The sequence below is a fragment of the Nocardia coubleae NBRC 108252 genome (genome assembly GCF_001612805.1).
In the GTDB taxonomy this organism is placed as follows: domain Bacteria; phylum Actinomycetota; class Actinomycetes; order Mycobacteriales; family Mycobacteriaceae; genus Nocardia; species Nocardia coubleae.
This window is the reverse complement of record NZ_BDBD01000011.1, coordinates 226,169-241,694: the sequence shown is the minus strand read 5'-3', so window position 1 is coordinate 241,694 and position 15,526 is coordinate 226,169. Positions and strand designations below refer to the sequence as shown.

The window sequence follows — 15,526 nt, the reverse complement described above, 5'->3', positions numbered from 1 at the left end:
GTAACCCGGTACGCATGGACGTACAAGCATTCGAATCCCGCGCGACAGACGCCGAACTCGACGACCTGCGCGCACGATTGGCTGCGGCGCGGTTGCCGGAAGCGGAGACGGTCTACCGGCCGGGGCCTGACCCGCGCCGGTGGGATCAGGGCGTTCCGCGCGCCGACCTCGTCGACGTGGTGCGTTACTGGCACAGCGGATACAACTGGCGCTCGTTCGAAGAGCGCCTCCACCAGATCGGGCAATTCCGCACGACCATCGACGGTCTCGGTATCCACTTCCTGCACCGCAGGTCCCCGCGCACGGACGCCACACCGCTGATCATGACGCACGGCTGGCCCGGCAGCGTGGCCGAATTCACCGACATTGTCGACGAGTTGGCGGAACCGAAAGATGCCGCCGTACCGGCATTCCATGTCATCGTCCCCTCGCTGCCGGGCTTCGGTTACAGCGACAAACCGACCACCACCGGATGGGGAACCGAAAAGATCGCCGCCGCATGGGTAGAGCTGATGGACAGACTCGGCTACCGCCGGTTCCTGGCACACGGTGGCGATTGGGGCGGCAATATCACCACCGTCCTCGCCGGCAGGTTCCCGGACCGTGTTCTCGGCATCCACACCCTGTTCGCCGAAGCACCGCCCGGGCTCACCACAGACGGCCTGACGCCGACCGAAAGCCGGTGGACCGAGGAAACCCGCGACTTCTGGCGCTACCGCGCCGCCTACGCCAAACAGCAGGCGACCCGACCGCAGACCATCGGCTACTCCCTCGTCGACTCCCCGGTCGGGCTGCTGGCCTGGATCCTCGACAAGTTCGCCGAGTGGTCCGACACCGATGACAGCCCGTTCGAAGCGATACCCATGGACCGCGTCCTCGACGACGTCACCCTCTACTGGCTGACCCGAACCGGCGCCTCGGCAGCCCGCATCTACTACGAAAGCCACGCCTCACTCGACCCCGACCTTCGCGTGGACGTCCCGTCGGCGATCACGATGTATCCGGCCGACATCGAGAAATGCCCGCGACCATGGGCGGAGCAACGGTACCGGCAGATCGTTCGCTGGACGACGCCCGAGACCGGGGGACACTTCCCCTCGCTCGAGGTCCCGGAGTACTTCGTCAAGGACCTACAGGAAGGGCTCGCGACAGTGCTGGCTGCTGATCGATGACCATGCGAGCGCACCGGGCCGGATCGACCGAGTCATCGCGTGAACATGCCGTCGAGCACCGCGTCCAGCTCGGTGTGTGCCGCAGCCATCGCCTTTTCGCGCGAGCGTGACGCGGCGACGAACATCGCGAGCTCGTTGAGTCCACCAAGCAGCAGGTGTGCGAGCACTTTCGGGTTGTGCCGGGGGAGCAGTTCGCCCTGTTCGTGGGCCGCGACGAGCAGATTCTTGACCAGACCCAGGGAGCGTCCGCCGTCGATTTCGCGCCAGCGCGCCCACCCGAGGGCGGCGGGCGCTTCCACGAAAAGGATCTGCCGGACGGTCTCGTCGGCCAGCTGATCGACGAAAGCGTGGCTGACCGCACGAACCCGTTCGACCGGCGAACCTGTCGCCGCATCCGCCGACAGCGTGTCGACCACGCCGTGATCGACCGCCGCGAAGCAGGCCTCCATCAACCCGACCATGCTGCCGAAGTGGTGATACAGCGCTCCCCGCGTGACACCGGCGGCCGCACACACCTGCGCGGTCGTCACCTCGGCGAAGCCGTGCTCGGCGAACAGCGCGGTACCGACCGCGATCAACGTCGCCCGAGTCCGTGCCGCACCTGCCTCGCGAACCGTTGCCATCTTGCCTTCTCTCTGCCAATGACATACACATTGTATGTGACATACAGTTTGTATGTGAAACCGAGGGGAGTGGCAGCGATGCTGAAGATGAAGTCCAGCTGCGAGACCTGTCCGGCGCCGTTGCGCGACGACGCCGAGGCGTTCATCTGCAGTTATGAATGCACGTACTGTCCGACCTGCGCGACGGATCACAGGGTGTGCCCGAACTGCGCGGGGGAGTTGGTTCGGCGGCCGCGGCGCACCACCGGAGCCGCCGAGATCGCACGCCGAGCGCCGGCCCGGCTGCGCCGCAAGATCTGGGGGACCGGGCGATGAGTGCGACCGCACTGCCCAGTGGGGCTGTCGCGCACTGGTTTCCGGGCAAACCAGGCGCATCCACGCTGGTCGTCCTGCCCGCCCTCGGGGTGACCGCGCGCCACTACCAGCGGTTCGCGGAAACGGCCCAAGCGCAGGGATTTCACGTGCTGACACTCGACTACCGGGGACAAGGCGACAGCGCCCTGGTCATTTCGCGGGGAACGCAGTTCGGCTATGCCGATCTGGTCACGGGTGACCTGACGGAGGCCATCGCATGGGCACGCGAGCAGGAGGCCGACCCGCTGCTCGTGGTCGGCCACAGTCTCGGCGGACAACTGGCCGCAGCGCTCGAGTCGATGTCGCCGGGGGAGTTCGACGGGCTCGTGCTCGTTGCCGCCGGCACACCGCATTGGCGGGCGTTCACCGGGCGTGGTCGCCTCGTGCCTCTGATCCTGCCTACCGTCTTCGCCGTAACGGCGCGAGTGCGAGGCGTCTTCGACGGCCGCAGGTTCGACTTCGGCCGCCAGTCGGCACGGCTCATAGGGGACTGGGCGCGCATGGCCCGGACCGGATCTTGGTCCACGACACCGGCGGTGCTTACGAGTCGAACCTTTCCGATCCTTGCCGTCTCGTTCGGCAGTGATCAGCTGGCACCGGCATCTGCAGTGGATGAATTGGTGCGGTTGTTCCCAGGTGCCACGACAACGCGCACCCACTTCGGTGAACCGGCAGGGCACGTCGAGTGGATGAAGCGGCCCGAGGTCGTCGTCGATGCGTTGAATCGGTGGGTAGTGCAGATCTTCGCCCAGGACAATCGGGGATGAGCAGCCGCAGCCCGAAATGTCTTTACTTGACATAATGTGCATTATCGGCGTTTCAACCGGGCCGGTCGGTAGGGGTTTCGCGGACATTTGGCAGCGTATGCAACTTGGCAACGCGTGCCCAAGACCTCGCTCGTCGGCCGACCCGCTCCGCTCGGAACAGCGTGCTGCCGCAAACTCATCCGCACAGACGGATTGCTCGCGCCGAGCCGTTTCGGTCGATTTCGAGCCTCCAGCCATTCATGACCATTCAGGATGAATGCCGCCGCCCAGGGCTTGATCTGCGGGTAAGCGCGAAGAAGGCCGACCGGTGGTTGCTCGGCGCACTCCCCCTCCACTTCCCCAACCCCCTCATTTCGTCACAGTGACGAAATGAGGGGGTTGGGGAAGGACTCAGCTGTACAGCGCTTCTACTTCGGACGCGTACTTCTTCATGACCTCGGCTCGGCGGAGGGACATTTTCGGGGTCAGTTCGCCGGTGGCTTCGGTCCAGTCGCTGGCCAGGATCCGGACCTTCTTGATGCCCTCGGCCTTGGAGACCAATTTGTTGGTGTCGGCGACAGCTTGGTCGATGTCCGCGCGGAGGGCCGGATTGTCGACGAGGTCTTCGACAGGGGTATCGGCAGGGATGTTGTTGCGCTGCTTCCAAGCTGGAAGGGCTTCGGGGTCCAGAGTGACGAGGGCGCCGACGAAGGGCCGGCCGTCGCCGACGACCATCGCTTGACCGACCACGGGGTGGGCACGCAAGGCGTCTTCCATGAGGCCGGGTGAAACGTTCTTTCCACCCGCGGTGACCAGGATTTCCTTCTTGCGGCCGGTGATCGTGAGGTAGCCGTCTGCATCGATGGCGCCCAGGTCGCCGGTGCGGAACCAGCCGTCGACGAAGGCGTCCGCGGTGGCGTCGGGGTTGCCCCAGTATTCGCCGAAGACCACAGGTCCGCGCAGCAGCAATTCACCGTCGTCGGCGATCTTGACGCCGTGGCCCTCGATGGGCCGGCCGACGGTGCCGACGCGGGTGTTGCGCGGGGTGTTCACGGTGATGGCAGCCGTGGTCTCGGTGAGGCCGTAGCCTTCGTACACCGGGATGCCCGCACCACGGAAGAAATGCCCGAGCCGTGCGCCGAGTGGGCCGCCGCCGGAGACCGCCGCACCGCATCGGCCGCCGAGCGCGCGACGCAACTGCGCGTACACGAGCTTGTCGAACAGGGCGTGCTCGAGCTTGCGCAGCAGGCCCGGCCCGCCGGTGTCGAGTGTCTCGCTCCACACGATGGCGGTCTCGATGGCCCGGTCGAAGATGCGGCCTTTGCCGTCAGCGTGTGCCTTCTGTTTCGCGGCGTTGAATACCTTCTCGAACACGCGCGGCACGGCGAGGATGAAATCGGGGCGGAACTCGGCGAGTTGGTCGACGAGGGTCCCCCAATCGGAACTGAAGGAAACGATCACCTTCGCGTCGAGCGCGGCGAGTGTGACCGCCCGGGCGAACACGTGCGCCAACGGCAGGAACATCAGTGTGCGGTTGGCCTCGGTGACGAACTCCCCCAGCGCGAGCCGGTCGGATTTGGATTCGGCGTAGAGGTTGGCATGGGTGAGCAGCACGCCCTTGGGGCGGCCGGTGGTGCCGGAGGTGTAGATCAGGGTCGCGGGCGAGTCCGCGCCGACACCGGCGCGGCGGGTGTGGACGGCCTGGTCGTCGAGGTGAGCGCCGCGGGCGGTGAGTTCGGCGACGATGCCCTTGTCGATCTGCAGGATCTCACGCAGGTCGGGCAGTGCGTCGGCGGCGATCTCGTCGATGACGCGGCGGTGTTTGTCGCTGTCGACGATCAGCAACACGGTGCCGGAGTCCTGCAGGATCCATTTGGCCTGTTCGGCGGCGGAGCTGTCGTAGATGGCCACCGTGCAGCCGCCGACCGCCCAGATGGCGTGGTCGAGCACGACCCATTCGTACCGGGTCGGTGCCATGATGGCGACCCGGTCACCGGGTTCGATACCGGTGGCGATGAGGCCTTTCGCCACGGCGGTCACCGTTTTCGCGAATTGCGCGGCCGTGATGTCGGCGCCCGCGACGCTGAACAGCACCGTGTCGGGCGATTCTTCGCCGTACCGGAACACGCTGTCGGAGTTGTTGGCGTTGTCCGGAATCACGTACGACGCCGGGGTTTCGAACTCTCGCATCAGTGCCCTTCCACGGTTGCCGGTTCCTGGCGGTGATCGAGGCCGAGGCGGTGCAGGCCACGCAGATCATAGGCGTGGGTGGCCGCGAAACCGAGGACCAACCCGATGGCCAGGCCGGCGATGGTCATCCAGAGGCCGCGGCTCAGGCCTGCCTCGAGGTTTCCGTCGAAGAACATGATGGCGCGCACGGCGAGGTAGATCTGGTGCATCGGTTCGAACGAGGCCATGTCGGCGATCCAGCGCGGTGTCGCTTCGAGCGGGATGGTGCCCGAGGACGACGGGATTCCGAGGACGACGAAGACGATGAGGTTGATCATCAGGCCCGCGGTGCCGAAGGCGGCCATCACGGACAGGCCGGTGACCGCGATGGCGATGATGGCAAGGGTGCCGTAGAGGAACAGCATGAGCGGGCGTTCGATGCTCATGTCGAGCAGGGCGCCGACGGCGAGGAACGCGGCGGAGGCGAGTGGCGCACTGATGACGGCGATGGCCCATTTGATGAGCAGGGTGCGCCAGCGGCTGATGCGGGCGGGGGTGGTCGGCTTGTGCCACGGCCCGTATTCGGCGGGGACGAATCCGAGGGACCCGTCGACGAGGGAGTTGATCATCATGGCGCCGCTGAAGCCGACGATCAGCAGGACCAGGGTGTAGAAGAAGGCGGCGAGGCCTTGGCCGGTGCCTTCGGGCAGTGGGTGGTAGGCGCTGACGACGACGTCGATGGGCTCGGCGAGTTGCAGCTGGGCGGCGCCGCTGAGCGGTGTGCTGCCGATCGCGGCGCGGACTTGGTCGGCGAGCTGGGTGCCGACGGTGGTGTTGACCTCGGTCATCGCCTTGTCGGCGATGGTCTGCATGATCTGGGCGGCGAGGGTGCCCGCGCGGGGATTGGTGAGTACGGAGATCATCGGCTGTTCGACGTCGCCGGTGACGACGGAGGCAGCGCCGAGAATGGCGACGCGTTTGGTGAAGTCACCGGGAATGATGATGGCGCCGTACACCTCACCGTTGCGCAGTTGCCGGTGGGCCTCGTTGATGCCGACGGTGCGCAGGTCGATCTTCTCGGCCGGGACCTGATCCCCCAGCGCGGTGGAGATCTGCGCGCCGAGGTTGGTGGGTTTGCCCGCGAGGGTGTCGCCGACGTCCTGGTTGACCAGGGCGATCGGGAAGTCGTGCAGGTGTTTCTCGGGGTCGGCGGTGTAGCCGAGGTACATGGTTCCCAGGAGCGCGGCCAGCACGGTGACCAGCGTGATCGGAGCTAACCAGTCACGGATCGGCATGCTGCGCGGTCGGCGCGTCGGCGCGGTGTTGTCAGTCATGGCATGCGCAAATGTAGTCACCGACTACAAAGTAGTCAATGCAAACATTCGGCGGTGTGTCGGATATCCTGCTAGCACCATGTCCCTGCATTCGCGCTATCACCACGGCGATCTCCGCGCCGCACTGCTGCAGCACGCCGAGGCGGCGCTGCGTACGGTCGGCGCCGACGGGCTGTCGTTGCGTCAGCTCGCCCGCGACACCGGCGTCAGCCACGCGGCGCCCAGCAGGCATTTCCGTGACAAGCAGGCGTTGCTCGACGCACTGGCCGTGACCGGCCTGCGACGACTCGGCGCCTGCTTCGAAGAGGCCGCGACCGACGGCCCGATCACGACGCGTCTGCGGACCCTGGCCCACACCTACCTGCGGTTCGCCGTGGACAACCCGGAGCTGTTGCCGCTGATGTTCGCGCGCAGGCACAGCTCCACCGAGACGGAGATCCACGACGCCGCCGAGCGGGCCTTCGCCGTGCCGATCGCGCTGATCGCCGAGGGGCAGGCCGCGGGCGAGATCATCCCCGGCGACCCGAAACGCATCGGGGTCACCGCCCTCGCGGCGCTACAGGGACTGGCGACGTTCATCGGTTCGGGCTACACCGCCGACTACGACGCCGAGCTACTCCTCGACGACCTGGTCGACCACCTGACCCTGGGCCTACTCCCCCGCCGGCCCTCCGGTGGCGCGAGTAGGTGATGTGCAGTACGTTGCGAGGTTGCGGTGGCGCCGAAAAGCCCTGCTGTGACATTCCATTCGCATTCAGATAGGTGTCACCCACATGACTACAGCCCTCGCCCCATCACCGGTGCAGCGTCGCAACCCGGTATTGGTGTGGCTGGTCTTCCCGATCATCACGTTCGGGATCTACTTCTTCGTCTGGTACTACAAGATCCACAAGGAGATGGCCGAGCAGCGGCGTGATCCCGAGGCTCCGGTCACGGGCCCCCTGCTGGTGATGCTGTTCCTGTCGTGGACCGGGATCGGTTTCATCGTCAGCTACTGGCGGACCGGCAATCGGATCAGGGCCACCCAGGAGAGCGCCGGGCTCGAGCCTTCGTGCAGCCCGGCGATCGGCTTCCTGCTCAATCTTGTTCTCGGCCTGGGGATTCTGTACTACCAGATCGAACTGAACAAGGTCGCCGCGCCCGAACGCGACTAGGCAGACCCTGAAGGCCCTCCCCCATGACGAAGCCCAAGGGGGAGGGCCTTTTTCATGCTCCGACGTATTCGGCGAGGTGCTCACCGGTGAGAGTGGAACGGGCGGCGACGAGATCGGCCGGTGTTCCCTCGAAGACGATCTGGCCGCCGTCGTGGCCCGCACCGGGGCCGAGGTCGATGATCCAGTCCGCATGGGCCATCACTGCTTGGTGGTGTTCGACGACGATGACCGACTTGCCGGAGTCGACGAGACGATCGAGCAGCCCGAGCAGCTGTTCGACGTCGGCCAGGTGCAGACCGGTCGTCGGTTCGTCGAGGATGTAGACCCCGCCCTTGTCGGACATGTGGGTGGCCAGCTTGAGGCGCTGGCGTTCACCGCCGGACAGGGTGGTCAGCGGCTGACCGATGGTGAGGTAGCCGAGGCCGACCTCGGTGAGGTGGGTGAGGATCTTGTGCGCGGCCGGGGTGCGTGCCTCCCCTTCGCCGAAGAACTCGCGTGCTTCGTCGACGGGCATCGACAGCACGTCGCTGATGTTCTTGCCCGCGAAGGTGTAGTCGAGGACTTCGGCCATGAACCGCTTGCCCTCGCATACCTCGCAGACGGTCGACACGCCCGCCATCATGGCCAGGTCGGTGTAGACGACGCCCGCGCCGTTGCAGTTCGGGCACGCCCCTTCGGAGTTGGCGCTGAACAGGGCGGGTTTGGCGCCGGTGGCCTTGGCGAAGGCCTTGCGGATGTGGTCGAGCAGGCCGGTGTAGGTGGCGGGATTGCTGCGGCGCGAACCCTTGATGGGGGCCTGGTCGATGGAGATGACACCTTCGTCGACCGGGATGGAGCCGTGCACGAGCGAGCTCTTGCCCGACCCGGCGACACCGGTGACGGCGACGAGCACACCGAGCGGGATGTCGACGTCGACCTTCCGCAGGTTGTTGGCGGTGGCGCCACGGATCTGCAAGGCGCCGTTCGACTTTCGCACCGTGTCCTTGACCTTGGCGCGGTCGTCGAAGTGGCGCCCGGTGACGGTGTCGCTGGTGCGCAACCCGTCGACGGTGCCCTCGAAGCAGATCGTTCCGCCCTTGGAGCCCGCGGCGGGACCGAGGTCGACGATGTGGTCGGCGATGACGATCGTCTCGGGCTTGTGTTCGACGACGAGCACCGTGTTGCCCTTGTCGCGCAGCCGAAGCAGCAGGTCGTTCATGCGCTGGATGTCGTGCGGGTGCAGGCCTGCGGTCGGTTCGTCGAAGACGTAGGTGACGTCGGTGAGCGAGGACCCGAGGTGGCGGATCATCTTGACGCGCTGCGCCTCACCACCGGACAGGGTGCCCGACGGGCGCGACAGCGACAGGTAGCCCAGGCCGATCTCGACGAACGAGTCGAGAGTGCCGCGCAGTGATTCCAGCAGCGGCGCCACGGACGGGTCGTCGATGGTCTTGACCCATTCGGCGAGGTCGGTGATCTGCATGGCGCAGGCGTCGGCGATGCTCTTGCCCTTGATCTTCGACGAGCGGGCTTCGGCCGAGAGGCGGGTGCCGTCGCAGTCGGGACAGGTGCCGAAGGTGACGGCGCGCTCGACGAACGCGCGGACGTGCGGCTGCAGTGATTCGACGTCCTTGGACAGCATCGACTTGCGGATCTTGGGGATCAGACCCTCGTAGGTGAGGTTGATGCCGTCGACCTTGATCTTGGTCGGTTCCTTGTACAGCAGGTCGGCGAGCTGCTTCTTGGTGTACTTCTTGATCGGCTTGGCGGGGTCGAAGAAGCCGCTGCCCTTGTAGATCCGACCCATCCAGCCGTCCATGCTGTAGCCGGGGATCGTGAACGGGCCTTCGTCGAGGGACTTGTTCTCGTCGTAGAGCTGGGTGAGGTCGATGTCGTTGACCTTGCCCTTGCCCTCGCAGGTGGGGCACATGCCGCCGGTGATGCTGAAGCTGCGCTTCTCCTTGACGGTGACCCCGTTCTTCTCCACCGCGACCGCGCCGGACCCGCTGATCGAGGCCACGTTGAACGAGAACGCCTGCGAGGAACCGATGTGCGGGTCGCCGAGGCGGCTGAACAGGATGCGCAGCATGGCGTTGGCGTCGGTGACGGTGCCGACCGTGGAGCGCGGGTCGGCACCCAGACGCGACTGGTCGACGAGGATGGCGGTGGTGAGTCCGTCGAGGACGTCGACGTCGGGGCGGGCCTGGGTGGGCATGAAGCCCTGGACGAACGCGCTGTAGGTCTCGTTGATGAGACGCTGGGATTCGGCAGCGATGGTGCCGAAGACCAAAGAGCTCTTGCCGGAGCCGGAGACGCCGGTGAACACGGTCAGTCGGCGCTTGGGGATTTCGACGCTGACATCGCGCAGGTTGTTCACCCGGGCACCGGTGACCCGGATCAGGTCGTGGCTGTCGGCCGGCGCAGGCGCTGCGGTCTTGCTCATGGGTCTCCTCGGTCGTTCGGCGTCCACCGAATCTAGCGGTCGGGTCCGACTATTTCGTCTGCTGGATGCGAATCATGTTGCCCGCCGGGTCGCGGAAGGCGCAGTCACGGATGCCGTAAGGCTGGTCGGTGGGTTCCTGCACCACTTCCACGTCGCCTGCCTGCAGTTTCTCGAACAGGCCGTCGAGGTCGTCGGTGGCGAGGTTGACGGCCGCGTAGGTGCCCTTGGCCATCATCTCGGTGATGACGCGCTTCTCCTCGTCGGTGATGCCGGGGTCGGCGGCCGGTGGGTGCAGCACGATCGAGGTGTCGGGCTGGCCCTTCGGTCCGACGGTGATCCAGCGCATGCCGTTGTAGCCGACGTCGTTGCGGACCTCGAAGCCGAGGGCGTCGCGGTAGAAGGCCAGCGCGGCGTCGGGGTCGTCCTGGGGCAGGTAGCTCTGGTGAATGGTGATGTTCATGGGATCGACGCTAACGGTCGCCGGAACCGGTTGCTTCTCGATTCCTGATCGGTCTGGTCACCGCCTTGGCCACGCACGATGGGATGCCCTCGGTCGGTGCGTACTGCTGGCGGTACACGCTCGGTGGGACGCCGACGAGTTCGGTGAATCGCGTGCTGAAGGTGCCGAGCGAGGAGCAGCCGACGGCGAAGCACACCTCGGTGACACTCATCTGGCCCAGTCTCAGCAACGCCATGGCGCGTTCGATGCGCCGGGTCATCAGGTACGAGTAGGGCGATTCGCCGTAGGCGAGGCGGAATTGGCGGCTCAGGTGCCCGGCGGACATGTGCACACCTCGGGCCAGTGCTTCCACGTCGAGGGGTTTGGCGTATTCGCGGTCGATGCGGTCGCGTACGCGGCGCAGCCGGGCGAGGTCGCTCAGTTGCTGGGGGCGTGGACCGGTCATGGAAACGATCGTCGCACGTGTTGGCTATGGCGTGTCCAGCACGGTTGCCAGGTGTGCGCGGAAGTGTGGGCAGGTGCGGAAGTCCTCGGCGTCGCAATCGAGGACGTGGGTGACCGCGTCGAGGGCGCTGCGGGTGCGGTCGAGTTGTTCGGTGAGCCGTGCACGTTGTGTTTCCAGGACGCGGCGGCGGGTGGCGCGGTCGGGGTTGTGGGTGAACAGCGTGGCCAGCTCGTCGAGGGACAGTCCGGCCTTCTTGCCGAGGACGACCATGGCGACCGTGTCGATGTCGGTGTCGCGGTAGATCCGTCTGCCCGCCGAGTCGCGTTCGGGGGTGAGCAGGCCTTGGTCTTCCCAGTGCCGCAGTACGTGGGTCGCGAGTCCGAAGCGGGCCGCGACCTCACCGATGGTCGCCATGGTCGAACTCTAGGCGGTGTGCAGGTGGTAGCAGGTGACGACTGCGACGGGATGCCATGGCAGGCGGATGGTCTCACGTTCGATGTCGCCCGCGGCGCGGCGGATCTCGCGGGCACGGGCGAAGCGGAAGTCGTAGAGAGCGGCGGTGGCGCCGGGGCGCAGGACACGGCGGATCTCGCGGAATGCGGCGGGCAGGTCGGGCCATTCGTGCATGCTGAGGCTGGACACGATCAGGTCGACGCTCGCGTCGGGGTAGGGCAGGTCGGTGACGTCACCGACGGTGAGATCCGCCGGGTGACCGGCGAGGTTGCGGCGGGCGATGTCGATCATGTGCGGGGACAGGTCGAGGCCGTGCAGCGTGAGGTCGGGGCGCCGGGTAGCGATGTGCGCCAGGAGTTTTCCGGGGCCGGTGCCGAGGTCGACAACGGTGGCGCCTGCGGTGGCCAGGGTATCGACGTCGGTGCTGATGCGGCGGTAGAGGCCGGTGAGCAGGCGGGTGGCGCGGCGGTCGTAGTCCAGGCTCTGGCGGTGTCCGAAGGTGGTCATGGCACCACTGTCGGTGTTCAGGTCGACCTGAAGTCAAGGGTGACTAGCGGGGGCGCAGGACCAGGATTCCGGGGACGGTGCGGACGTACTCGAGCAGCGGGGTGTCGACGACCTGGTTGTGCTCGGCCAGCGAGGAGGCGTTGCGGAACACCGGGCCGTCGGTGGTGTGGACGAGGATGCCGACATGGGTGACGTCCAGGCCCGCGGCGGGGGTGTAGGCGCCGATGAAGTCACCGGTGCGCAGTCCGGCGACCACTCCCCCGTCGACGGCGCCGGACGGGATGTGGGTGACGGCCCGGTCGACGACGGGGACGCCGGGCAGGAAGGTGGTGCCGTCGGCTTTGGCGTTCAGGTGTTTGGTGGTGGTGACCGCGGCCGGGCTCAGGTCGGCGGTGATGTCGGTGGCCGAGATGCGTGGTGTGCTCGCCCAGTCGGTGAAGAAGTGTTTGCGCTGGGTGAATTCGACCCGGCTGTCGACGTAGCGGGCGGCGATCAGGTTGTCGAAGAACTGCTCGGCGGTGCTCGAGCGTGATGCGGCGTCGACGTAGTCGAGGAAGGTGAAGCAGTCGACGCGGCGCAGGTCGACGACGAGTTGCTCGGGTGTGTTCGCGGACCCGAGCAGCATGTTCGCCCCGTAGGGGGTGCCGAGCAGGCGGGCGGAGATCCGTTCGATCTGCACGGCGCGGTCGGTGGTGCCCGCGCGGGTGCGGGCGTCGAGCAGTTCGTCGACCTTGCGGGCGGTGGCGTCGTCGAGCACGACCGGCGGTGTCGCCTGGGCCGGTGGGGCGAGGCAGACGAGCGCGACGAGCAGGCACAGAACCTGGACAATGGTGCGCAAGACGCCTCCGGTGGGCATGGTCGGTCGAGGTGAGCGGTTCCCACGGTAACCGACGGGGGCGGCGACCCGGATTGCAAACAATTCGCGACCTGAACGGTTCTTCGCCTCGGCTCGCGTGTCCCGTACCGTTGTCCCAGGTAGTGCGTGTTTCACCAGGTTCGCGAATGGATAGCCAGGGAAGTTCGTCGGAAGGGAAACGACATGCGCGCTTTGACCGTAGTGCCGAACCAGCCCGGATCGTTGCGGATAGACGATGTCCCGGATCCGGTGCCCGGCCCCAACGAGCTTCTCGTGGACGGGATTTCGCTCGGCATCTGCGGTACCGACCGCGAGATCGCCTCGGGCATCTACGGGTGGGCACCGCCGGGACGTGAACGCCTCGTCCTCGGGCACGAATCGCTGGGGCGGGTGCGCACCGCGCCCGACGGCAGCGGCTTCGCCCCCGGTGACCTCGTCGTCGGGATCGTGCGCAGGCCCGATCCGGTGCCGTGCGGTGCGTGTGCGCACGGTGAGTTCGACATGTGCCGCAACGGTGAGTACGTCGAGCGTGGGATCAAGCAGATCGACGGGTACGGGTCGACGTCGTGGGTGGTGGACGCCGACTACACGGTGAAGCTGGACCCCGCGCTCACCGAGGTGGGTGTGCTGATGGAACCGACGACGGTGCTGGCCAAGGCGTGGGACCAGATCGAGAAGATCAACACCAGGGCCTGGTTCGAACCGAAGTCGGTGCTGGTCACCGGTGCGGGCCCGATCGGTCTGCTCGCGGCGATGCTCGGTGTGCAGCGCGGCCTGGACGTGCATGTGCTCGACCGCTCCACCGAGGGGCCCAAACCGAAACTGGTCGAAGACCTCGGCGCCACGTTCCACACCGGTTCGGCGCTCGATGTCGGTGAGAAGATCGACGCCGACATCGTGATCGAGGCGACGGCGGCCACCGCGATCGCCCAGCAGTTGCTCCAGCTGAACAATCCGGGCGTGATCATCTGCTTGACCGGTGTCTCCTCCCCCGGCAAGGACACCGAGGTCGACGTCGGCGCGGTCAACCGCAATATGGTGCTCGACAACGCGGTGGTGTTCGGGTCGGTCAACGCCAACCGCCACCACTACGAGCTGGCGGCCCAGGCTCTGGCCAAGGCCGACCCGGCGTGGCTGGGCCGGTTGATCACCCGGCGGTTGCCGTTGGAGCGGGCCCTGGAGGCGTTCGATCCGGGCGATCACTCCGATATCAAGGTCGTCGTCGACCTCGGCGCGAGTTAGACCGCGCAGCCGTCCGGCCCGCAGGACTCGCCCTCGGCAACGGTGACCAGCGGTGCCGGACGGTCGTTGTAGGCGGTGGTGAGTGCCTGGGTGAACACCTCGGTGGGCTGGGCGCCCGACACGGCGTATTTGTTGTCGAACACGAAGAACGGAACGCCGGTGACGCCGAGCTGGGCGGCGGTGCGTTCGTCCTGGCGGACGGCGTCGGCGTAGGCGGTGGGGTCGGCCAGGACGGCACGGACTTCGGTTTCGTCGAGGCCGGCGCGCACGGCGAGGCCGACGAGGCGTTCGGTGTCGGCGAAGACCGGTTCGGTTTCGGCGAAGTTGCCCGCGTACAGGGCGTCGAGTAGTGCCTCCTGGCGGCCCTGGTCGAGGGCGAAGTGCAGGAGCCGGTGCATGTCGAAGCTGCTGCCGTAGTCGCGGCCGCTGCTCTGGTAGGGCAGGCCGAGCTCGGCGGCCTGCGCGGCGATGGCGCGTTCGTTGGCGGCAGCCTGGTCGACGGTGATGCCGTACTTGGCGGCAATGCGTGGGATCACCGGACCGCTCTCGTCGGCGGACAGGGTGGGGTCGAGTTCGTAGGAACGGTGCACGACTTCGACGTCGTCACGGTGCTCGAAGCTGTGCAGGGCCTGCTCGAAGCGGGCTTTGCCCAGGTAGCAGAACGGGCAGTTGATGTCGGTCCAGATCTCTACTCTTGTGGTCAAGCGGGCCTCCTGCGCCACATCGTGGATGGGTGCGCCGGCCCGGCGGAAGATTCTGGACAGGCGTACAAGTTCGTTCGGTGCAACGCGAGCGACACTGCCGCTATTCCGGTGGAACGGGGAGGAACATGATGGCGGTCGAGCGCGGCGACAGGGGGTGGGTGCAGGTGCCCGACGGTCTGCCACGGCCACGGGCACTCGGCGGACTGTGGGCCATCCGCCATGCCCAGAGCGAAGCCAATGTCTGGTACGCCGATCCCGCTACGCAGACCCGGCCGATGCGCGGCACCGACGCCGGGATGGACCTCACCGAATACGGCCGCACCCAGTGTCAGCGGTTGGGTGGGTGGCTGGCCGGGTTGTCGAGCTCGCAGCGCCCCGGCCTCGTGGTGTGTTCCCCCTACCTGCGGACACGGCTGACGTGGGCGTTGATGGCCGACGCGGCCGTGCGCGAACGCCGCTTCCCCCCGATCCGCACCCTCGTCGACGAACGGCTGCGCGATCGGGAGATGGGTGTGTTCGAACTGCACCCCTACCGGGCGATCCGGCGACGCGCCCCCGAGGAGGCATCGCGCCGCGAGCAGGTCGGCAACTGGGTGTACCGGCCACCCGGCGGCGAGTCACTGGCCGACGTGGCGGTGCGTGTGCGCGGTTTCCTCGACGAACTCGACGCCGTCGCCGCCGGGGAACAGGTCTTGCTGGTCACCCACGACGCGGTGGTCGTGTCGGTGCGCTACATCCTCGACGGCCTCGGCGCGCCCGTCCCGGATTCGCTGGAACCGGTGCCCAACGCCTCGGTGTCGCAGTGGCGGCGCGAGGGCGACCGGTTGGCGTTGCGGGTGTGGGGTTCCGTCGATCACCTGACCGTGGGTGAGCGGGACGGCTGAG

General features: G+C 66.9%; 17 protein-coding genes. 7 read left to right on the top strand and 10 right to left on the bottom strand.

Annotated features, from left to right (window positions below; genetic code table 11):
• The first annotated feature begins 14 nt into the window (after positions 1–14).
• Complete coding sequence (locus NCO8_RS10120; protein ID WP_067638414.1) at positions 15–1,172, top strand: epoxide hydrolase family protein; 1,158 nt, start codon at positions 15–17, stop codon at positions 1,170–1,172.
• Between the two features lie 32 nt (positions 1,173–1,204).
• On the opposite strand, the gene NCO8_RS10115 is transcribed toward NCO8_RS10120, so the two are convergent.
• Positions 1,205–1,795 (bottom strand): TetR family C-terminal domain-containing protein, encoded by a 591-nt coding sequence (locus NCO8_RS10115; RefSeq protein ID WP_067638412.1) that lies wholly within the window; start codon positions 1,793–1,795, stop codon positions 1,205–1,207.
• An 18-nt stretch (positions 1,796–1,813) separates the two neighbouring features.
• Here NCO8_RS10115 and NCO8_RS30565 point away from each other — a divergent pair, with 18 nt between their 5' ends.
• A complete protein-coding gene (locus NCO8_RS30565) occupies positions 1,814–2,110 on the top strand; it encodes a DUF1272 domain-containing protein (RefSeq protein ID WP_312032639.1) in 297 nt (98 codons plus the stop codon).
• Positions 2,107–2,916: an alpha/beta hydrolase family protein gene (locus NCO8_RS10110; protein WP_084456867.1), complete on the top strand. Its 810-nt coding sequence runs from the start codon at positions 2,107–2,109 to the stop codon at positions 2,914–2,916. Before NCO8_RS30565 ends, NCO8_RS10110 begins: the two co-directional genes overlap by 4 nt.
• A gap of 390 nt (positions 2,917–3,306) precedes the next feature.
• Here the strand turns inward: NCO8_RS10110 and NCO8_RS10105 are convergent, their stop codons facing one another.
• Both NCO8_RS10105 and NCO8_RS10100 read right to left on the bottom strand, forming a co-directional pair.
• Complete coding sequence (locus NCO8_RS10105; protein ID WP_067638408.1) at positions 3,307–5,085, bottom strand: AMP-dependent synthetase/ligase; 1,779 nt, start codon at positions 5,083–5,085, stop codon at positions 3,307–3,309.
• The gene (locus NCO8_RS10100; protein WP_245655301.1) at positions 5,085–6,398 is read right to left on the bottom strand and encodes a YhgE/Pip domain-containing protein; all 1,314 of its coding nucleotides are present in this window, start codon (positions 6,396–6,398) and stop codon (positions 5,085–5,087) included. The genes NCO8_RS10105 and NCO8_RS10100 overlap by 1 nt, the downstream gene beginning before the upstream one ends.
• Positions 6,399–6,477: 79 nt before the next feature.
• On the opposite strand from NCO8_RS10100, the gene NCO8_RS10095 reads away from it, so the two are divergent.
• Complete coding sequence (locus tag NCO8_RS10095) at positions 6,478–7,089, top strand: TetR/AcrR family transcriptional regulator (RefSeq protein WP_067638406.1); 612 nt, start codon at positions 6,478–6,480, stop codon at positions 7,087–7,089.
• A gap of 82 nt (positions 7,090–7,171) precedes the next feature.
• Positions 7,172–7,552 (top strand): DUF4234 domain-containing protein, encoded by a 381-nt coding sequence (locus tag NCO8_RS10090; protein ID WP_067638404.1) that lies wholly within the window; start codon positions 7,172–7,174, stop codon positions 7,550–7,552.
• A gap of 52 nt (positions 7,553–7,604) precedes the next feature.
• On the opposite strand, the gene NCO8_RS10085 is transcribed toward NCO8_RS10090, so the two are convergent.
• The 6 genes from NCO8_RS10085 to NCO8_RS10060 are packed head-to-tail and all read right to left on the bottom strand — an operon-like array spanning position 7,605 to position 12,695.
• The gene (locus NCO8_RS10085) at positions 7,605–9,974 is read right to left on the bottom strand and encodes an ATP-binding cassette domain-containing protein (RefSeq protein WP_067638402.1); all 2,370 of its coding nucleotides are present in this window, start codon (positions 9,972–9,974) and stop codon (positions 7,605–7,607) included.
• A gap of 49 nt (positions 9,975–10,023) precedes the next feature.
• Positions 10,024–10,434 (bottom strand): VOC family protein, encoded by a 411-nt coding sequence (locus NCO8_RS10080; RefSeq protein WP_067638400.1) that lies wholly within the window; start codon positions 10,432–10,434, stop codon positions 10,024–10,026.
• A 10-nt stretch (positions 10,435–10,444) separates the two neighbouring features.
• On the bottom strand, positions 10,445–10,879 hold the full coding sequence (locus NCO8_RS10075; RefSeq protein WP_067638398.1) for a helix-turn-helix transcriptional regulator: 435 nt from the start codon (positions 10,877–10,879) through the stop codon (positions 10,445–10,447).
• A gap of 24 nt (positions 10,880–10,903) precedes the next feature.
• The gene (locus tag NCO8_RS10070) at positions 10,904–11,293 is read right to left on the bottom strand and encodes a MerR family transcriptional regulator (RefSeq protein ID WP_067638396.1); all 390 of its coding nucleotides are present in this window, start codon (positions 11,291–11,293) and stop codon (positions 10,904–10,906) included.
• A gap of 9 nt (positions 11,294–11,302) precedes the next feature.
• Positions 11,303–11,839, bottom strand: a complete 537-nt coding sequence (locus tag NCO8_RS10065) for a class I SAM-dependent methyltransferase (protein ID WP_067638393.1) — start codon at positions 11,837–11,839, stop codon at positions 11,303–11,305.
• A gap of 43 nt (positions 11,840–11,882) precedes the next feature.
• Positions 11,883–12,695, bottom strand: coding sequence for an N-acetylmuramoyl-L-alanine amidase-like domain-containing protein (locus tag NCO8_RS10060; RefSeq protein ID WP_067638391.1), 813 nt, complete (start codon positions 12,693–12,695; stop codon positions 11,883–11,885).
• A 183-nt stretch (positions 12,696–12,878) separates the two neighbouring features.
• Here NCO8_RS10060 and NCO8_RS10055 point away from each other — a divergent pair, with 183 nt between their 5' ends.
• Complete coding sequence (locus NCO8_RS10055) at positions 12,879–13,937, top strand: glucose 1-dehydrogenase (RefSeq protein ID WP_067638389.1); 1,059 nt, start codon at positions 12,879–12,881, stop codon at positions 13,935–13,937.
• Here the strand turns inward: NCO8_RS10055 and NCO8_RS10050 are convergent.
• Entirely contained in the window at positions 13,934–14,641 is a 708-nt protein-coding gene (locus tag NCO8_RS10050; RefSeq protein ID WP_067639941.1) for a DsbA family oxidoreductase, read from the bottom strand. The two genes, NCO8_RS10055 and NCO8_RS10050, sit on opposite strands and share 4 nt — an antisense overlap.
• A 128-nt stretch (positions 14,642–14,769) precedes the next feature.
• Here NCO8_RS10050 and NCO8_RS10045 point away from each other — a divergent pair, with 128 nt between their 5' ends.
• The gene (locus NCO8_RS10045; protein WP_084457114.1) at positions 14,770–15,525 is read left to right on the top strand and encodes a histidine phosphatase family protein; all 756 of its coding nucleotides are present in this window, start codon (positions 14,770–14,772) and stop codon (positions 15,523–15,525) included.
• Position 15,526: the final 1 nt, after the last annotated feature.

Excerpts from the sequence above, each read along its gene's own strand:
- NCO8_RS10075 (WP_067638398.1), bottom strand. The coding sequence starts at position 10,879 with ATGACCGGTCCACGCCCCCAGCAACTGAGCGACCTCGCCCGGCTGCGC.
- NCO8_RS10085 (WP_067638402.1), bottom strand. The coding sequence starts at position 9,974 with ATGAGCAAGACCGCAGCGCCTGCGCCGGCCGACAGCCACGACCTGATC.
- NCO8_RS10120 (WP_067638414.1), top strand. The coding sequence starts at position 15 with ATGGACGTACAAGCATTCGAATCCCGCGCGACAGACGCCGAACTCGAC.
- NCO8_RS10045 (WP_084457114.1), top strand. The coding sequence starts at position 14,770 with ATGGCGGTCGAGCGCGGCGACAGGGGGTGGGTGCAGGTGCCCGACGGT.
- NCO8_RS10055 (WP_067638389.1), top strand. The coding sequence starts at position 12,879 with ATGCGCGCTTTGACCGTAGTGCCGAACCAGCCCGGATCGTTGCGGATA.
- NCO8_RS10090 (WP_067638404.1), top strand. The coding sequence starts at position 7,172 with ATGACTACAGCCCTCGCCCCATCACCGGTGCAGCGTCGCAACCCGGTA.
- NCO8_RS10095 (WP_067638406.1), top strand. The coding sequence starts at position 6,478 with ATGTCCCTGCATTCGCGCTATCACCACGGCGATCTCCGCGCCGCACTG.
- NCO8_RS10100 (WP_245655301.1), bottom strand. The coding sequence starts at position 6,398 with ATGACTGACAACACCGCGCCGACGCGCCGACCGCGCAGCATGCCGATC.
- NCO8_RS10065 (WP_067638393.1), bottom strand. The coding sequence starts at position 11,839 with ATGACCACCTTCGGACACCGCCAGAGCCTGGACTACGACCGCCGCGCC.
- NCO8_RS10105 (WP_067638408.1), bottom strand. The coding sequence starts at position 5,085 with ATGCGAGAGTTCGAAACCCCGGCGTCGTACGTGATTCCGGACAACGCC.
- NCO8_RS10070 (WP_067638396.1), bottom strand. The coding sequence starts at position 11,293 with ATGGCGACCATCGGTGAGGTCGCGGCCCGCTTCGGACTCGCGACCCAC.
- NCO8_RS30565 (WP_312032639.1), top strand. The coding sequence starts at position 1,814 with ATGACATACACATTGTATGTGACATACAGTTTGTATGTGAAACCGAGG.
- NCO8_RS10060 (WP_067638391.1), bottom strand. The coding sequence starts at position 12,695 with ATGCCCACCGGAGGCGTCTTGCGCACCATTGTCCAGGTTCTGTGCCTG.
- NCO8_RS10110 (WP_084456867.1), top strand. The coding sequence starts at position 2,107 with ATGAGTGCGACCGCACTGCCCAGTGGGGCTGTCGCGCACTGGTTTCCG.
- NCO8_RS10115 (WP_067638412.1), bottom strand. The coding sequence starts at position 1,795 with ATGGCAACGGTTCGCGAGGCAGGTGCGGCACGGACTCGGGCGACGTTG.
- NCO8_RS10080 (WP_067638400.1), bottom strand. The coding sequence starts at position 10,434 with ATGAACATCACCATTCACCAGAGCTACCTGCCCCAGGACGACCCCGAC.